Source organism: Photorhabdus heterorhabditis, assembly GCF_018448905.1.
Taxonomy (GTDB): Bacteria; Pseudomonadota; Gammaproteobacteria; order Enterobacterales; family Enterobacteriaceae; genus Photorhabdus; species Photorhabdus heterorhabditis.
The window spans coordinates 21,350-37,666 of the sequence record NZ_RCWA01000012.1; the positions used below are offsets into that span (position 1 = coordinate 21,350).

At 42.7% G+C, this 16,317-nt stretch carries 11 protein-coding genes and 1 tRNA gene; 3 read left to right on the plus strand and 9 right to left on the minus strand.

Annotation, left to right across the window (positions count from 1 at the left end; genetic code table 11):
- Nucleotides 1-34 precede the first annotated feature (34 nt).
- From EAE89_RS09675 to pepA, 8 genes are all read right to left on the minus strand, one after another.
- Nucleotides 35-1,849 carry an NAD(P)-binding domain-containing protein gene (locus EAE89_RS09675; RefSeq protein WP_054478811.1) on the minus strand — a complete coding sequence of 605 codons (1,815 nt, stop codon included), beginning with the start codon at nucleotides 1,847-1,849 and terminating at the stop codon, nucleotides 35-37.
- 935 nt (nucleotides 1,850-2,784) lie between these two features.
- Nucleotides 2,785-3,558, minus strand: a complete 774-nt coding sequence (locus EAE89_RS09680) for an amino acid ABC transporter substrate-binding protein (protein WP_149616710.1) — start codon at nucleotides 3,556-3,558, stop codon at nucleotides 2,785-2,787.
- Between the two features lie 91 nt (nucleotides 3,559-3,649).
- Nucleotides 3,650-4,414, minus strand: coding sequence for an amino acid ABC transporter ATP-binding protein (locus EAE89_RS09685; RefSeq protein ID WP_054478815.1), 765 nt, complete (start codon nucleotides 4,412-4,414; stop codon nucleotides 3,650-3,652).
- On the minus strand, nucleotides 4,392-5,093 hold the full coding sequence (locus tag EAE89_RS09690) for an amino acid ABC transporter permease (RefSeq protein WP_054478817.1): 702 nt from the start codon (nucleotides 5,091-5,093) through the stop codon (nucleotides 4,392-4,394). The genes EAE89_RS09685 and EAE89_RS09690 overlap by 23 nt, the downstream gene beginning before the upstream one ends.
- A 395-nt stretch (nucleotides 5,094-5,488) precedes the next feature.
- Complete coding sequence (locus EAE89_RS09695) at nucleotides 5,489-6,262, minus strand: amino acid ABC transporter substrate-binding protein (protein ID WP_054478819.1); 774 nt, start codon at nucleotides 6,260-6,262, stop codon at nucleotides 5,489-5,491.
- 595 nt (nucleotides 6,263-6,857) lie between these two features.
- Entirely contained in the window at nucleotides 6,858-9,755 is a 2,898-nt protein-coding gene (locus tag EAE89_RS09700; protein ID WP_054478822.1) for a valine--tRNA ligase, read from the minus strand.
- A 13-nt stretch (nucleotides 9,756-9,768) separates the two neighbouring features.
- Nucleotides 9,769-10,218, minus strand: coding sequence for a DNA polymerase III subunit chi (locus EAE89_RS09705; RefSeq protein WP_054478824.1), 450 nt, complete (start codon nucleotides 10,216-10,218; stop codon nucleotides 9,769-9,771).
- A gap of 56 nt (nucleotides 10,219-10,274) precedes the next feature.
- Entirely contained in the window at nucleotides 10,275-11,795 is a 1,521-nt protein-coding gene (gene pepA / locus EAE89_RS09710; RefSeq protein ID WP_214085726.1) for a leucyl aminopeptidase, read from the minus strand.
- Between the two features lie 285 nt (nucleotides 11,796-12,080).
- Between pepA and lptF the strand changes: the two genes are divergently transcribed.
- Together lptF and lptG are read left to right on the plus strand one after the other, a co-directional pair.
- Nucleotides 12,081-13,181 carry an LPS export ABC transporter permease LptF gene (gene lptF, locus EAE89_RS09715; protein ID WP_054478829.1) on the plus strand — a complete coding sequence of 367 codons (1,101 nt, stop codon included), beginning with the start codon at nucleotides 12,081-12,083 and terminating at the stop codon, nucleotides 13,179-13,181.
- Complete coding sequence (gene lptG / locus EAE89_RS09720) at nucleotides 13,181-14,257, plus strand: LPS export ABC transporter permease LptG (RefSeq protein ID WP_054478830.1); 1,077 nt, start codon at nucleotides 13,181-13,183, stop codon at nucleotides 14,255-14,257. The genes lptF and lptG overlap by 1 nt, the downstream gene beginning before the upstream one ends.
- Before the next feature lie 110 nt (nucleotides 14,258-14,367).
- Here the strand turns inward: lptG and ampH are convergent, their stop codons facing one another.
- Entirely contained in the window at nucleotides 14,368-15,585 is a 1,218-nt protein-coding gene (ampH, locus tag EAE89_RS09725) for a D-alanyl-D-alanine-carboxypeptidase/endopeptidase AmpH (RefSeq protein WP_214085727.1), read from the minus strand.
- Between the two features lie 495 nt (nucleotides 15,586-16,080).
- Between ampH and EAE89_RS09730 the strand changes: the two genes are divergently transcribed.
- Nucleotides 16,081-16,165: transfer RNA gene (locus tag EAE89_RS09730), tRNA-Leu, on the plus strand.
- Nucleotides 16,166-16,317 lie beyond the last annotated feature (152 nt).

Genomic DNA, 16,317 nt, shown 5'->3' on the forward strand with positions numbered 1-16,317 from the left:
TTAAATTTCGTTGTACACATCTAGTACAATACAATCATGACTGCTTGGCAAGCAATGCCAGGGTTGGTTGAATCCGCAGCGCTTCTGCAATCTCCTCCTCGCTCATGAGGGGATAGCACTTCTCGACAAACTCATCAAGCACTGGCAACATGCTTCTGCGCTCTTCAATGTCAAGTGCACAGGCGCAAGCATTGAAAGCGACGTTCCTGTACTGATCAACATTGGTTTCGGCATCTACATAGTCATCAAGGTCCCAACGGCCAATAAGACTCTCTTGCATATGGAAGGCGTTCACTTCTACACCTTCGCGGAAAACATGAAACACAGGGTGGATATAAGCACTTTGGGAAGTGTCGAAATGATCGGCTGGTAACGTAAAGTAATGTGTCGGGAGTTCGCCATTGCCATACCGATAGAATCCATACTCAAATACTATCTCAAGGCGATTTTGTTTATCTCCCCAACGCTCGTTGTTATATTCTCGCGAAAACGAAGGCCATACGTGCGCGTGTATAACACCTTCATCATGACATTCTTCAAATGTGACTACGTTTCCGAAATAGCTGAAAAGCTCAAATAGTGGCATGCTTGTACTGACAAGGTCTACGAGAAACTTGGAGAGAGATACCAGCGCGTCAGAAGGGTTATCAAGAGGTACTCTGCATTCAAATATTGGCTTGAGAGCTATGCCGTGATATTTCTCAGCAATGATATTTCCAAGCGCTTGAATATTACATCGGAAACCATGTACAAAACCGGAGGCTGCATCTGGATCATTGACTCGCATAGAGGTACCAATAAAATAGAGCCCTGGTACGTTCACTGACTCCCAACTTGATGTGAGCAAACAGTATTTGCCTTTTTCGTCAACATCTGGTCGAACAGTATTCATGTCGAAAATATCTGATAAGGTATAGTTGAATCCACAGCATACAATCACATCGTCAACGATGCCTGTGCGTTTCATCCATCTTGGCGGAGACCAATGCGGGCAAGGTGTCTCGTAGCTGACCAATAATTGTCCTTTATGCTTCCCACTAGCGATTCGCCGAATTTCAACAATGCGGTCACTGACAATATTGTTGTTGGACTTGAGTTGCATCAAATCGAAAACATCTGAGACTTGAGCACGCAAATCATGCACGTTGTGAGTCTGCCGGGCGAACAGAGGTAATGATCTCGTGACAACCCGCGTTTCAGCTGTGATATCGATAAGGTGGTGTGCAATTTCGAAAGCAGAGTTACCTCGTCCAAGTACCATCACGATTTTATTTTTATAGCGCTCAGCAGCGGTATTTGGATCGAAGTTCTCGTAAAGGGTACAGGTTTCAGCATTAAGCCCTTTAATATCTGGCATAATTGGCTTTGATACGCCGGTAGCACAAAATATTCGATCTGCTGAGATGGACAGAGAATCAGAAATCTCGATAATAAAATGTTCATTCTCTTTCATTATACGCCGAACGCGCATATTGGTGCGTATACACTTTACGAGCCCCATTTTATCGGCTACGTATTTTAGATATTCTTTATAAATTCTTGCTGATGGCCAATGTGCTGATGTCCATTCTGTAAATTGAAGTTTTGGATCATTCACCACATCTTCCGCGTTAATAGTGCTGAGAGTGTGCCAGTCATAACGCATCCGATAGGTATGATTGTCTCCGGGAACATATTTTTTGTTGAGCGAGATCAACTCTCCACATACAGGAAATCTATCCCACTGACCACCAACAGTCTCGTTTGCTTCAAGTAAGAGATATTCAATACCGCGTTTACTAAATTCAAGGGCCATATTTAGCCCAGCAGGACCGCCACCAATAATAATATTAGGATAATGGTTTCGCATTATACTTATCTCCTCTAGTAATAATATTAAAATAATGAACTCGCATTATATTTACCTCTTATAACGATGAAATTGAGATAAGGGTTTCACATTTATCTCCGCTTAATTTTAAACTATTCCATAATTTATTTTGAGTGATATCAGAAGGGAGGTAGAGCAACTACCCTTCTTTAGGAACCAAAAATTTTTGCTCCTGAAATATATTATTAGCTCCCAAGTACTATTTATTAAAGATAATATTTATGGATGAAACTTACGCCTATTAATTAAATTTTTTCATCCATAATGCATGCGCGAAGGATACTCTCAAATATCGATGCGAATTTCAAATATAAAGTTATGATTAGTTGATTCAGCAATGTTATATATTATTTTCCATCCATAATAATGGAATGATAATAAATTGTAATAAGCCGCCAATGATTAATTGAGGAAGTGTTTTTGATAAGGTTTTCGTTATTATTTATACCCATTCAACTTGAAGATGCCGGTTTTAATATTTTAAAGTAAATATTAATGGTATTGTTCTGGGGAAGATTATTTTAATCCAGTCTGGAAATGATAATTTTTTACACATAATTCAGGTGGTTAATTCAGATACTGGACTGTTTTAGCTGATAATGTTTTTGTGACCTTGAATGAGGTGAGAAACCAGATTGAAATTATAGCCTAAAATTCTATCATCGATGGGAAAGAAGGATAAATGAGAATATCAATAGTTTCATCAGACAATACTTTCCAAAAGGAATAGATTTTAAGTAAGGATCAAATGAAATATTATCAGTGGTGAAATTCAGCGTAATTTAATAAATAGAAGTGCAGAATTCTGAACGCTTCCGTTGCATGGCTGAATGTGTTCAGAATTCTGTGTCAGACTTTCGCTACTTCCAGGTATTAAGAGAAACCATCTCTTGAAAGAAAAGAGGGTCACTTTCTTATTTGGAAACGTCGGTACCGAAATATTTAGTAGAAATTTGCAGGTAAGTGCCATCAGCTTTAATGTCGGTTAACGCTTTATCGATAGCGGTTTGTAATTCTGGTTCGCCTTTACGGATGAGAATACCGACTTGATCACCATTGGGTTCAGATGCGACAACTTTTACCGGTGCATTAGGTTTGTGTTTTTTAAAATCCAGATAGGACAGATTATCATTGATGGTTGCATCAGCCCTACCTGTAGCAACCAGATCGATTGCCTGATTAAATCCTTCGGTAGGGACGATTTCCGCACCAAAACGTTTTGCTAACTGTGCATAGTTGCTGGTTAAGCTATGGCTTGATGTTTTACCTTTCAGGTCACTAAATGTCTTGATACTGCCATTGTTTTTGCGGGTGATAAGTACGGCTTTGGAGATAATATACGGAGTGGAAAAGTCATATTTCTTCTTACGCTCTGGTGTAATAGCGACTTGGTTGAGTACGGCGTCGTAGCGTTTGGCATCCAGTCCGGCAATCAGGCCATCCCATTTTCCTTCAGTGAACTCGGCTTTGACATTTAGACGATGGGCGATTTCGCGACCAATCTCAACATCAAAACCGGTTAAAGTTCCTGAAGCGTCGTGATAGGTAAATGGTGGATAGGTTCCTTCGGTAGCGATTTTGAGCACACCCGTTGATTGAATCTTATCAAGGCTAGATTCTGCACTGGCAGAATGTACGATGCTGAATTGAATGACACCAGCTAATAATGCGGTAAGGAACACTTTCATTTTGTTTCTCCAGGCGACCAAAAAATTTATTTATCTGATCATCATTGGTTGTTGTAAGGATCAATGATGACAAGGTGTTGTTAACGGTGGGTTATATCTCCCAATCCGGTAAGGTATTCGTTAAGGTCGAAACAAATTCGACGGTACGTTGTTTAAGGGCACGAGTAAAAATAGTTTTCGACGTTCCCGATTCGACAATTTCTCCAGATTCTAAGAATATGACGTTGTAAGCTAGGTTTGCAGCCAGACGTAGATCGTGTGTAGCCATTAACATCGTGGTTCCTTCTTTGGCTAATTGTTTCAATACAGCTACAACTTCCAGAGATAATTCTGGATCGAGCGCGGAAGTTGGCTCGTCGCACAATAACACTTTGGGAGAAGGTGCCAGCGCCCTGGCAATCGCGACACGCTGTTGTTGACCACCGGATAGTGTGGCAGGTAAGGCATCAGCTTTGTGTGACATGCCAACCTTTTCCAGCAGTTCAAGCGCTCGCTTTTTTGCTTGTTCATGTGACCATTTCTGAACCCAGATCAGCCCTTCCATAATGTTTTCAATGACGGTGAGGTGAGGGAAAAGCTGAAAGTTTTGAAACACCATACCGGTTTGCTGGCGAATCCGTTGTACGTCCTTGTGAGCAATTCGCTCTTTACCAATGAAGGTCATGCTTTCATTGCCAATTTGGAGCTTCCCTGCCTGAGGAATTTCTAATAAGTTGATACAGCGTAACAGCGTGCTTTTGCCGCTTCCTGATGGGCCGATTAATGCGGTAAGGCTGCCTTCCTCAATAGTAAGATCGATATTTTTCAGGATCTTTTGCCCGTTAAAACTTTTCTCAATGCCGTTGAGCTGTATCATTTTCTAATTCCTTTGTATCGCTCTTTTGCGAAAACTTCTTTTCCAGACGGGCTTGTAATGATGATAATACTGAACTGATTATCAGATAAATTATTGCAGCTTCGGTGTAAAGAATGAGAGGTTGATAAGTCACCGCAGCAATACGTTGTGCAGCAAGGAACAGCTCCGGTACTGTGATTACTGAGGCCAGCGAAGTATCTTTCACCAGTGAAATAAATGTGTTTGAGAGCGGTGGAATGGCGATTCTCGCGGCCTGAGGCAGAATGATCCGGCGTAACGCTTGTGTCCAGCTCATACCGATGGAGTAAGCAGCTTCCCACTGTCCTTTTGGTACAGATAATAAAGTAGCGCGGATTACCTCAGATGTATAGGCACCGATATTCAGGGTGAAACCGATAACGGCTGAAGTAAATGCACCTAGTGTAATACCAACACTAGGTAGAGCATAAAAAATAAGAAACAGTTGTACAAGCAACGGCGTACCACGGATCAGCCATACGTAGAATTTGGCAATGGCAACAAAGGGTTTCGGCCCGTAAAGCCGGATTAGTGCAACGATAAAGCCCAGTATAATACCAAGAGTAAAGGTAATAAGAGTGAGTGGAATAGTGAAAGTAAAGCCTGCATAGAGCATAGGCCAAAAAGAATCGAGTACTAAATTGAACCAGGATGGTTCCATATATTTTCCCTATTGTGTGTAATATAAGAATATATTTATATGTAATTTTGAAAATATCATATGGCAAGCTGGTCGTTTATATATATAAAATAAAGTTATATCATATTGGATTTTTGATATACCTGTTATCTTTCAAGTTGCCTCTTTGTTGGCTGCACTCACTCACCCCGGTCACAGAGTTATCTATGCTCCCGGGGATACGCTCTCTTACCGTTGCGATGCATCTTGAAATCTATTGGGTATATATCAATGAATTTGCATAAATTAATATATTTTATTTTTGGTTAAAATATTCGCTGATTGTGCGATTAAACGGGATTAACGATAAAGTCCCCAGGTCAGAATTTGTATCCGATTTTGAAGGAACGGGGACATTTGAGTAAGAGATGTTTCACTTATTCACGAGTATTGGTGCCAAAGTACTGAACCCAGATGCGCTGGTAGGTGCCATCGGCTTTGATATCAGTTATTGCTTGATCGATAGCTGTTTTCAGATCTGGCTCTCCTTTGCGGAGCAAAATGGCTGTCTGAATTGCGTTGGGATCAGAAGCTACAATTTTCACCGGTGCATTTGGTTTGTGCCTCTTATAATCCAGATAAGGTAGGTTATCGTTGATTGTGGCATCGGCTCTGCGGGTACTAACCAATTCGATTTCTTGGCTAAATCCATTCGTGCCGATGATTTCCGCGCCGTTATGTCTTGCAATTTGGGCGAAGTTGTTGGTCAGAGTATGTGCTGAGGTTTTGCCTCGTAAGTCGCTAAATGTTTTTATGCTGTTGTTATCTTTATGGGTGATAAGTATGGCTTGAGATGTGATATATGGAATGGAAAAATCATATTTTTTCTTGCGTTCAGGTGTAATTGCAATTTGATTAATTACAGCATCAGAACGTCCAGCATCCAGTCCGGCAATAAGTCCATCCCATTTTCCTTCGATAAATGCCGGTTCTACATTTAAACGCCGTGCAATTTCACGACCGATATCAACATCGAAGCCTGTCAAAACGTCTGAAGCATCGTGATAGGTGAATGGTGAGTAAGCCCCTTCGGTTGCAATTCTGAATACACCAGTTGATTTAATCTTATCAAGCGTTGATTCTGCATTGGCTAAATGTACAAGACCGAATTGAGTAGTACTTGCCAATAAGAGAGTAAGAAGTATTTTCATTTCATTTCTCCGGGTTATTAGAAATTAGTGAAGCAATTTATTTGGGACTCATGTATTACCTGTATGCTTAGGTTTCTGAGAACTGTCTCTGTTCATTGCTTATGGTCATCCTAATAATACTTACTGGAATATACCCGTTATCTTTCAGGTTGCCTCTTTGTTGGCTGCACTCACTCACCCCGGTCACCTAGTTATCTATGCTCCCAGGGATTCGCTCCCTTGCCGTCGTGATGCATCTTGAAATCCATTGGGTATAGATTATTAAGATTAATATAGAGTTTAACTTTTTATTTGCAATAATATATTTGTATGATTGTATTCTCAACATAATATGCGAAATATAATGATTTATATATAAAATAAAATTATATCATATTGTGATTTTAGATATGTAAATATGAGGGATTAATAAAATAAATATTTATTAGATATGTTTTTAAAGAAAATAGGTTTTTGTTTTCAATATGTTTTATGTGTTTATACAGAATGGGGTGAATGTATGCTTTCTTATAAATTTTATCGTTCAGTTTTTAAATTAAAAAGCCACTGACAATGAATTGTAGTGGCCTGGGTGGAAATTTAATTTTTGAGAATATTACAACGCGACAATAGTTTCTTTTTGAGCCAGTAACTTCTCTTTTGATGTATTGCAGTTTGCCAGACGCTCACGTTCTTTGGCTACAACGGTTTCAGGTGCACGGCTGACGAAGCCTTCATTCGATAGTTTACCTTCGATGCTGCCGATCTCTTTATCCAGCTTTTCAATCTCTTTATCCAAACGGTTCAGCTCGGCTTCTTTATCGACTAAGCCAGCCATTGGGATTAACACTTCTGCGCCATCAATTAACTTGGTCACAGAAACCGGCGCTTCTTCACCCACAGACAGAAGAGTAACCGAAGAGAGGCGGCCCATTGCTTGAATAAAATTCAGATTTTCTGCTACACGGCGTTGTGCGTCAGCGTCAGCATTACGCAACAGAACTTCCAGTGGTTTGCCAGGCGCAATATTCATTTCAGCACGGATATTACGTACTGCAATAATCGCTCCTTTAATCCATTCCAGATCGTTCAGCGCCAGTTCATCAACTTTTTCCTGATCAAATTCTGGGAACGGTTGTAACATAATGGTATCGGCTTCAATCCCTTTAACTACTTTCACCCTCTGCCAGATGGTTTCGGTGATAAATGGAATAATAGGATGGGCCAGACGCAATAATCCTTCCAGAACTTCAATCAGAGTGTGACGAGCACCACGAATTTCTGCTTCTGAACCTTTGTTGATCGCCGGTTTAGACAGCTCCAGATACCAGTCACAGAATTGGTTCCAGGTGAACTCATAAAGAATATTGGCAGCCATATCGAAACGATATGTATCCAGTGCTTCACGATAAGCTTTCACTGTCTGGTTAAATTCAGCCAGAATCCAGCGATCAGCTAATGACAGCACCATTTCGCCACCATTTTGTCCACAGTCCTGGCCTTCTGTATTCATCAGTACAAAACGGCTGGCGTTCCATAGTTTGTTACAGAAGTTACGGTAGCCTTGCAGACGTTTCATATCCCAGTTGATATCACGACCAGTCGAGGCCAGTGCTGCCAGTGTAAAGCGCAGGGCATCTGTACCGTGCGCTTCAATACCTGCCGGGAATTGTTTTTCTGTGCGCTTGCGGATTTTTTCCGCCAGCTGTGGTTGCATCATATTGCCAGTGCGTTTTTCCAGCAGATCTTCCAAGGCAATACCGTCAACCATATCCAGTGGATCAATGACATTCCCTTTAGATTTGGACATCTTCTGACCTTCTTCATCCCGGATAAGTCCGGTCATGTAGACAGTCTTAAATGGAACCTGAGGCTTGCCATTTTCATCTTTGATGAAATGCATGGTCATCATGATCATGCGCGCAATCCAGAAAAAGATAATGTCAAAGCCGCTCACCAACACATCCGTTGGATGGAAGGTTTTTAGTGCTTCGGTTTGTTCTGGCCAGCCAAGGGTAGAGAAAGTCCACAAACCGGAAGAGAACCAAGTATCCAGTACATCTTCATCTTGGTTGAGGATGATATCTGCGCTCAGATTATTTTCACGGCGAACTTCTTCTTCGCTGCGACCTACATAGACATTACCTTCCGCGTCATACCACGCCGGGATGCGGTGACCCCACCATAATTGACGGGAGATACACCAATCTTGGATATCGCGCATCCAGGAGTAGTACATATTCTCATACTGCTTAGGTACAAACTGGATATCGCCATTCTCAACGGCTTCGATCGCCACTTTTGCCAGAGGTGCAGTACGGACATACCACTGATCAGTCAGCATTGGCTCGATAACTACGCCGCCCCGATCGCCGTAAGGAACAGTCAGATCATGAGCTTTGATTTCAACCAGCAGACCCAATTTTTCAAATTCAGCAACCATTGTTTTACGGGCAGCAAAACGCTCCATACCCCGGTATTCAGCTGGAATATCAGAACTGTAAATATCAGAAACTTCGCCATTGGTATCGAAAACTTCTGCTTCATTACGGATATTGCCATCAATTGTCATGATATTGATCATCGGCAGGGCATGACGTTTACCCACTTCATAGTCGTTGAAGTCATGAGCAGGCGTGATTTTCACGCAACCGGTGCCTTTTTCCATATCTGCGTGTTCATCACTGATAATGGGAATACGGCGATTAACCAGTGGCAGAATGATCTCTTTGCCGATTAAATCCTTATAGCGCGGATCTTCTGGGTTAACTGCTACACCGGTATCGCCTAACATGGTTTCAGGCCGGGTAGTTGCAACGATTAGATAATCTTTACCTTCTGTGGTTTTTGCGCCGTCAGCCAGTGGATAACGCAAGTGCCACATAGAACCTTTTACTTCACGGTTCTCGACTTCCAGATCAGAAATAGCAGTGTGTAATTTCGGGTCCCAGTTAACCAGACGTTTGCCACGGTAAATCAGGTTTTCTTGATACAAACGGACAAAAGCTTCTTTTACAGCGTTGGATAGACCTTCATCCATGGTAAAACGCTCACGTTCCCAGTCAACGGAGTTACCCAGACGACGCATCTGATTGGTAATCGTACCGCCGGATTCTGCTTTCCATTGCCAGATTTTATCGATAAAAGCGTTGCGGCCATAATCGTGACGTGTTTTGCCTTCTTCTGCCGCAATCTTACGCTCAACCACCATTTGAGTAGCAATACCTGCATGGTCAGTACCGGACTGCCACAAAGTATTCTTACCTTGCATCCGCTGATAACGGATCATGGTGTCCATAATGGTTTGCTGGAATGCATGGCCCATATGCAGGCTACCGGTTACATTTGGCGGCGGAATAACAATACAAAAGCTCTCACGGCTGGTGTCGCCGTTAGGCTTGAAATAACCACTTTTCTCCCAATGGGTGTAAAGAGGTTGCTCAATTTCTTTAGGATTGTAAGTTTTATCGAGAGATGGCTCGGATTGCGTTTGGCTAGCGGGTGTTTTTTCCATTTTATCTTGATACTTAGTATGTTGGCGGCGTTGCCATGGTCAAATTAAAGCCGACGCTGCGATATAATTTATATCGTTCACGCGCCAACTGTTTCAAATTCTCGTCTATAGGAACGAAGTCTATCACTTCATGGAAAGCAGTGGCAAAGTCTGCGAATTGCGGCAGCAGATTTATCAATATATCACGGGGAGAATTTCCCCGTTTCTGAGGCCAACATAACTCAACTGGTGCACCATATCTCGGCCCTTCACCGGCAAGATTATGCGGGACGAACTGATGGGGTTCCCGTTGCCATAGGGCTTCATCTAACTTTTCTGCCTGTTGCTGATCTTCACAAGCAATTAGCACACGTTTTCCGGCTCGCCATTGGTCAGCCGCAAATTGACATGCTAGCCATTCGTGAGCTTGTAAATCTGCCTGGAGTGATGGTTGTTCCAGTAAATAAAACGTGGCGCTTTTCATAATGTCTCTTACGGGGAAAGGGCATTGTTAATGCCCTTTAATTAGCGAGGTATAAATCAATCGTCGTTATTGATACCGGCACTTCCTGCACGATTTAACAGGAATTGCGACAATAGTGCAACCGGACGGCCTGTTGCGCCTTTCGCTTTACCTGAACGCCATGCAGTACCAGCGATATCCAGATGTGCCCAATGATATTTTGTTGCGAAGCGGGACAGGAAGCAGGCAGCAGTAATAGCACCACCCGCACTACCACCGGTATTCGCCAGATCGGCAAAATTAGAATCGATTTGCTCGAAAAATTCGTCGGCCATTGGCAGACGCCATGCGCGATCACCGGATTGTTCAGAAGCATTTAGTAGCTCATGGGCCAGTGGGTTATGGTTAGATAGTAACCCACTGTAATGATTACCAAGAGCTGTTACGCAAGCACCGGTCAATGTGGCGACATCAATGACCAATTCTGGATCAAAACGTTCAACGTAAGTTAACGCATCACACAGAACCAGACGACCTTCTGCATCAGTATTGAGCACTTCGACCGTTTGACCAGATAGGGTGGTTAAAATATCCCCAGGCCGGTAAGCACGACCTCCTGGCATATTCTCACAGCCAGCCATGACACCGATGACATTGAGTGGTAATTGTAGCTCAGCAACCACACGCATCACGCCATAAACGGTTGCTGCGCCACACATATCGTATTTCATCTCATCCATCCCACCAGCAGATTTGATTGAAATACCACCAGAATCAAAAGTCAGGCCCTTGCCAACCAAGATGATCGGTTTAGCATTTTTATCAAGGCTGCCTTTATATTCCATGACTGACATCAGGGATTCATTCTGAGAACCCTGACCAACCGCCAGATAAGCGCTCATTCCCAACTCTTTCATCTGCTCTTCACCAATTACTTTTGTTGTAATGTGGCTATTAGCAGAGTCTGCGAGCTGACGGGCTTGGGAAGCTAGATAAGCTGCGTTACAGATGTTTGGTGGCATATTGCCAAGATCTTTAGCTGCTTTGATACCGATAGCAATGGCAAGACCGTGTTGGATTGCCCGTTCACCGCTGGTCAGTTCCCGACGGGTTGGAACATTAAACACCATTTTACGCAGTGGGCGGCGTAGCTCATTTTTATTGCTTTTAAGCTGGTCGAAAACATAAAGAGACTCTTTTGCTGTTTCTACCGCTTGGCGTACTTTCCAGTAATTATTACGGCCTTTAACATGTAATTCTGTTAAAAAACAGACTGCTTCCATTGAACCAGTTTCATTAAGGGTATTGATAGTTTTTTGGATAATTTGTTTATACTGACGTTCATTCAGCTCGCGCTCTTTGCCGCAGCCTATGAGCAGAATACGTTCAGATAACACATTGGGAACATGATGCAACAGCAGTGATTGACCAACTTTGCCTTCCAATTCACCACGGCGCAACAAGGCGCTGATATAACCATCACTTATTTTATCGAGCTGTTCGGCAATAGGGGATAAACGGCGAGGTTCGAAAACGCCAACAATGATACACGCACTGCGTTGTTTTTCCGGGCTACCGCTTTTTACACTAAACTCCATGCGTTCTCCTGAATCTTAAAGACAAAGACGGATGCTATCGCTAGAATATAACGTTCCGTATTAATCTACCCCATAGAAAGTTAACTATTTATGTTAAGCTAAACGTACTATTTCTTAATGTTTAGCTAACTATAAGTATATTCTGACTGGGAACCTAAATTATGGAATGCTTCGATATCATTTTAGCAGTGAGGAAGCCAAACTGATGCACATAATAAATGGTATATATACAATGAAGTTAGCGATTTTCCTGCAAAAAGACAAGTTTTCACAGGCGTAATAAGCGTGATCATCATTAGATATCTGATACGGGAAACCCTGAAAAGCCAAGTTGCGATACTCTTTGTCCTCTTATTGATCTTTTTTTGCCAAAGATTAGTAGAGATTTTGGGAGCAGCAGTGGAAGGGAACATCCCAGCAAATTTAGTTATATCCTTATTAGGATTAGGTGTGCCTGAAATGGCGCAGCTTATTTTACCCTTGAGTCTTTTTCTTGGGGTGTTGATGACTTTCAGCAAGCTTTATACTGAAAGTGAAATTACTGTTATGCATGCGTGTGGTTTGGGTAAGCGTGTGTTGGTGGTTTCGGCGCTTATTCTGGCGTTGTTGACTTCCGCGTTGGCCGCAGTGAATGTTATTTGGATGATTCCTTGGTCCTCAAAATACCAGGAGCAGGTATTGGCTGACGCGAAGGCTAATCCAAGTCTGGCGGCGATAATAGAAGGGAAATTCAAACCTTCTGATAACGGTAACTTGGTGCTCTATATTGGTAGCGTACACGGTGATAAGTTTAAAAACGTATTCCTGGCCCAGCTTCGTCCGGTGGATAACCAGCGCCCTTCAGTTGTTATCTCTGATGGTGGCCATATGGTGGAGCGGCCTGATGGTAGGCAGGAGGTTATCCTTAATCATGGTATGCGTTACGAAGGCACTGCAATGCTGCGTGATTTCAGGATCACTGAGTTCAATAATTATCAGGCGGTTGTTGGGCATCAGGTTTCAGCCGTAGATGGCGATAAAGTTGAACAAAAATCCATTACTCAGTTATGGCGGGATAATGATAAGGACTCTCGCGCTGAGTTCCATTGGCGTCTGACTCTGGTACTTTCGGTACTGATTATGGCCATGATGGTTGTACCGTTAAGTGTAGTAAATCCACGTCAAGGGCGGGTGCTAAGTATGTTACCTGCGATGCTGCTTTATCTGATTTTCTTCTTACTGCAAAGTTCCCTGCGCTCTAACGGGAGTAAAGGTAAGTTGGACCCGTTGATCTGGATGTGGGTAGTTAATGGCGCTTATCTGATGCTGGCGTTGGTTCTCAATATCTGGGACACCGTGCCGATGCGCAGGATTTGGTCCCGTCTCAAAGGAAGAGGAGTAGCCTGATGTTTGGTGTATTAGATCGTTATATCGGGCGGACTATTCTTCAGACTATTCTGATGACATTGTTTATGCTGGTATCACTCTCCGGCATTATTAAGTTTGTTGATCAGTTGAGAAAAGTGGGGCAAGGGGAATACACCACTATTTCCGCTGGCCTTTATGCTTTGCTAAGTGTGCCGAAAGATATTCAGATATTCTTCCCGATGGCGGCTTTACTTGGTGCATTATTGGGACTTGGCACATTGGCAACTCGTAGTGAGTTGGTGGTTATGCAGGCTTCTGGTTTTACCCGTATGCAAGTTGCTGGCTCAGTCATGAAAACGGCTATTCCGTTGGTGATCTTGACGATGATTATCGGTGAATGGGTAGCGCCACAAGGTGAACAGATGGCACGTAATTACCGGGCTCAGAAAATGTTTGGTGGCTCTCTGGTTTCAACAACCAAAGGTATGTGGGCGAAAGATGGGGCCGATTTTATCTACATCCAGCGGGTAATGAGCGACACAGAGATTAAAGGCGTTAATATCTATCATTTTAATGATGATAAAAAACTACTCTCTGTGAAATATGCAGACAGTGCTGTTTATGATGAGGAGAACGATCTGTGGAAGCTTTCTCAGGTGGAAGAATCTGATCTGACAGACAGTAAAAAAATCACTGGGTCGCAGCACATTTCTGCTGACTGGAAAACCCGCTTGACGCCAGAGCAATTGAGTGTTGTTGCTCTTGATCCTGAAGCACTTTCTATCAGTGGCTTGTATCAATACATCAGTTATCTTAAACAAAGTGAGCAGGAATCAGGACGTTATCAACTGAATATGTGGAAAAAGATCTTTGCACCACTTTCAGTTGCGGTAATGATGTTGATGGCTCTCTCTTTCATCTTCGGGCCTCTGCGTACCGTACCGATGGGAGTTAGGATAATAACAGGTATCACTTTCGGCTTCTTATTTTACTTACTCAATGAGATCTTTGGCCCATTGAGCTTGGTTTACAGTATGCCAGCAGTTCTGGCCGCATTGTTACCAAGCCTATTGTTCCTTGCTCTAAGTGTTTATTTACTCCTTAAGAGACAGTAGCTTTTAGCAATCATGGTCCAGTAATGGGACCCGATTTGGAGGAACTGTGGGATGGGTTTTATGAACACGAAACTCCATCCCTGGTATCTCTAATTTATAAAACGTCAACATCAAGCTTGATTATGATTCCTCGACAATGCAGCGACTAGTTGATTAACTCCTGTTGTGACGCTGCTAAACTTACTGTGTTGTTTGCGGGTAATCACGACAAATACTCCGATATTTTGTTCGGGGATCATTGCTATATACGTATTGAATCCACCGCCTCCACCGGTTTTCTGATAAATATTTGGAGTATCACCACGGGTACTCATATAAACCCAACCAAGACCAAGACCATCCGCTTGACCGGCAACATCCATTCCTTTGATTGCAGCCAGATCGGAACGCTTAAAATAAACACCTTGTTCGCGGCTGGCGGTCTGTTTACGTAACTGACTGTTTGATGATAGAAACTGCTGCATCCAGCGTTGCATATCTTTTGGTGTTGAATAAACGCCACCACTACCGGCTGCTGCAACAGTATTGACACATGGACTAGGCTTATAACTTTCCATCAAACGGGCACACTGAGAACGGCTTGGTGTCAGTGTCGTGTCTTTCATAAAATAAGGGCCGGTGATCTTATCGTATAACAAGCGGGTATATGGCTTACCTGCGGCTTTAGAGAGTGCATCTGCCAATAAATCGTAAGCCAGATTGGAATAAGAAGCTGTTGTGCCTGGAGGTATATCTAATTGGGCTGTTTGCAACCAGGTCCAGCGGTTGGCTTGTGTAGGCCAGACAAAAACAGGACGTCCCCATTTCCCTCCCGGTTGTTCACGAGGTAACCCACTGGTATGGCTTGCTAGGTGGAACAACCGGATAGGTTGAAGGGAACTATATTGAGGCACTTTCACACCGTAATAACTATAGTCTTGTAATGGATCGGTGGAGCGTAAAACCTTATCCTCTTCCAGTTTGATCATAATCTCACTGGTCATCAGCTTAGTCAGTGAGGCGATACGGATAACGGAATCAGGCTTAGGGCGGATACCACTTCCCGGACGGGTTTCCCCGAAGCTACGGTAAACCACCTGATTATTATCAACTACCACCATTGCCATACCTTGCGCATTGCTACCGTTGAAAATATCCCGTGCATACTGATCGACCAATTGTGAAGCTAGCTTTTCAGTTCTCGAATTGCCTTCAAACACTTCCCATTTTAGCGGCTGTTTCTTTGGTTGCAGAAACTTTATCGAATATATTTTATCGGAAGAAGAGCAGGCCGCGAGAGCCAGCACCATGGCAGAAACAGGGAAGATCTTAAAAAGCAGTTTATTCATTTTGAATTAACCAATCAAACATACTTCCAGTGAATACAGGAACAGGATAGAAAGACCAAAAACTGCTACTTATTCTTTTTAAACAATGCCATCAACGCACCAATGACAATGCCTAAAAAAATACCGGCACCAATCCAGCTAATAATCGTCATAATCATTTACCTCGCAGTGAATTATCATCCTGAGATTATATAAGGTGATTATAGGTTGTCTATCTGCGTCAGATGTTTCAGCCTGTTATGGTTGTAAAATTATTTTTGGGTATTTATCGTTGCTTTAGTGCTTAGTCGGGAATTTATTTTGGCTAGAAAAAATGTTATTGAGCGTGTTTATGTGTTCGCGAGGGGCTTTGTGCTTATAAATCAAGCGCAGTTTTGCATTGAACATATGCAATACGCTCTTTTTTTCGACATTTAAACGAAATCAGAAGGATAACAGTTGCTAACAGATCGCTGACAAGTATAATGGCCTCCGTTATCCGCATACTACTTCAGTGCCGAAGTGGCGAAATCGGTAGACGCAGTTGATTCAAAATCAACCGCCTTCGGGTGTGCCGGTTCGAGTCCGGCCTTCGGCACCATTTGACCTTCCAAAGACGTCCATAAACTTACGTAACTACCTGAAAAACAACAAATTACTTAGTTTTTGAGTCTATAATCGTCCATTTGTATCCGTTGACATCCATGATATTTGGGGGTCAAATTGGGGGGCAGTTCTTTTCGATAATGAGTT

Bases quoted from the DNA above. Each gene is read 5' to 3' on its own strand.
- EAE89_RS09680 (WP_149616710.1), bottom strand. From the start codon at position 3,558: ATGAAAGTGTTCCTTACCGCATTATTAGCTGGTGTCATTCAATTCAGC.
- EAE89_RS09695 (WP_054478819.1), bottom strand. From the start codon at position 6,262: ATGAAAATACTTCTTACTCTCTTATTGGCAAGTACTACTCAATTCGGT.
- EAE89_RS09690 (WP_054478817.1), bottom strand. From the start codon at position 5,093: ATGGAACCATCCTGGTTCAATTTAGTACTCGATTCTTTTTGGCCTATG.
- EAE89_RS09675 (WP_054478811.1), bottom strand. From the start codon at position 1,849: ATGCGAAACCATTATCCTAATATTATTATTGGTGGCGGTCCTGCTGGG.
- EAE89_RS09700 (WP_054478822.1), bottom strand. From the start codon at position 9,755: ATGGAAAAAACACCCGCTAGCCAAACGCAATCCGAGCCATCTCTCGAT.
- pepA (WP_214085726.1), bottom strand. From the start codon at position 11,795: ATGGAGTTTAGTGTAAAAAGCGGTAGCCCGGAAAAACAACGCAGTGCG.
- ampH (WP_214085727.1), bottom strand. From the start codon at position 15,585: ATGAATAAACTGCTTTTTAAGATCTTCCCTGTTTCTGCCATGGTGCTG.
- EAE89_RS09705 (WP_054478824.1), bottom strand. From the start codon at position 10,218: ATGAAAAGCGCCACGTTTTATTTACTGGAACAACCATCACTCCAGGCA.
- lptG (WP_054478830.1), top strand. From the start codon at position 13,181: ATGTTTGGTGTATTAGATCGTTATATCGGGCGGACTATTCTTCAGACT.
- EAE89_RS09685 (WP_054478815.1), bottom strand. From the start codon at position 4,414: ATGATACAGCTCAACGGCATTGAGAAAAGTTTTAACGGGCAAAAGATC.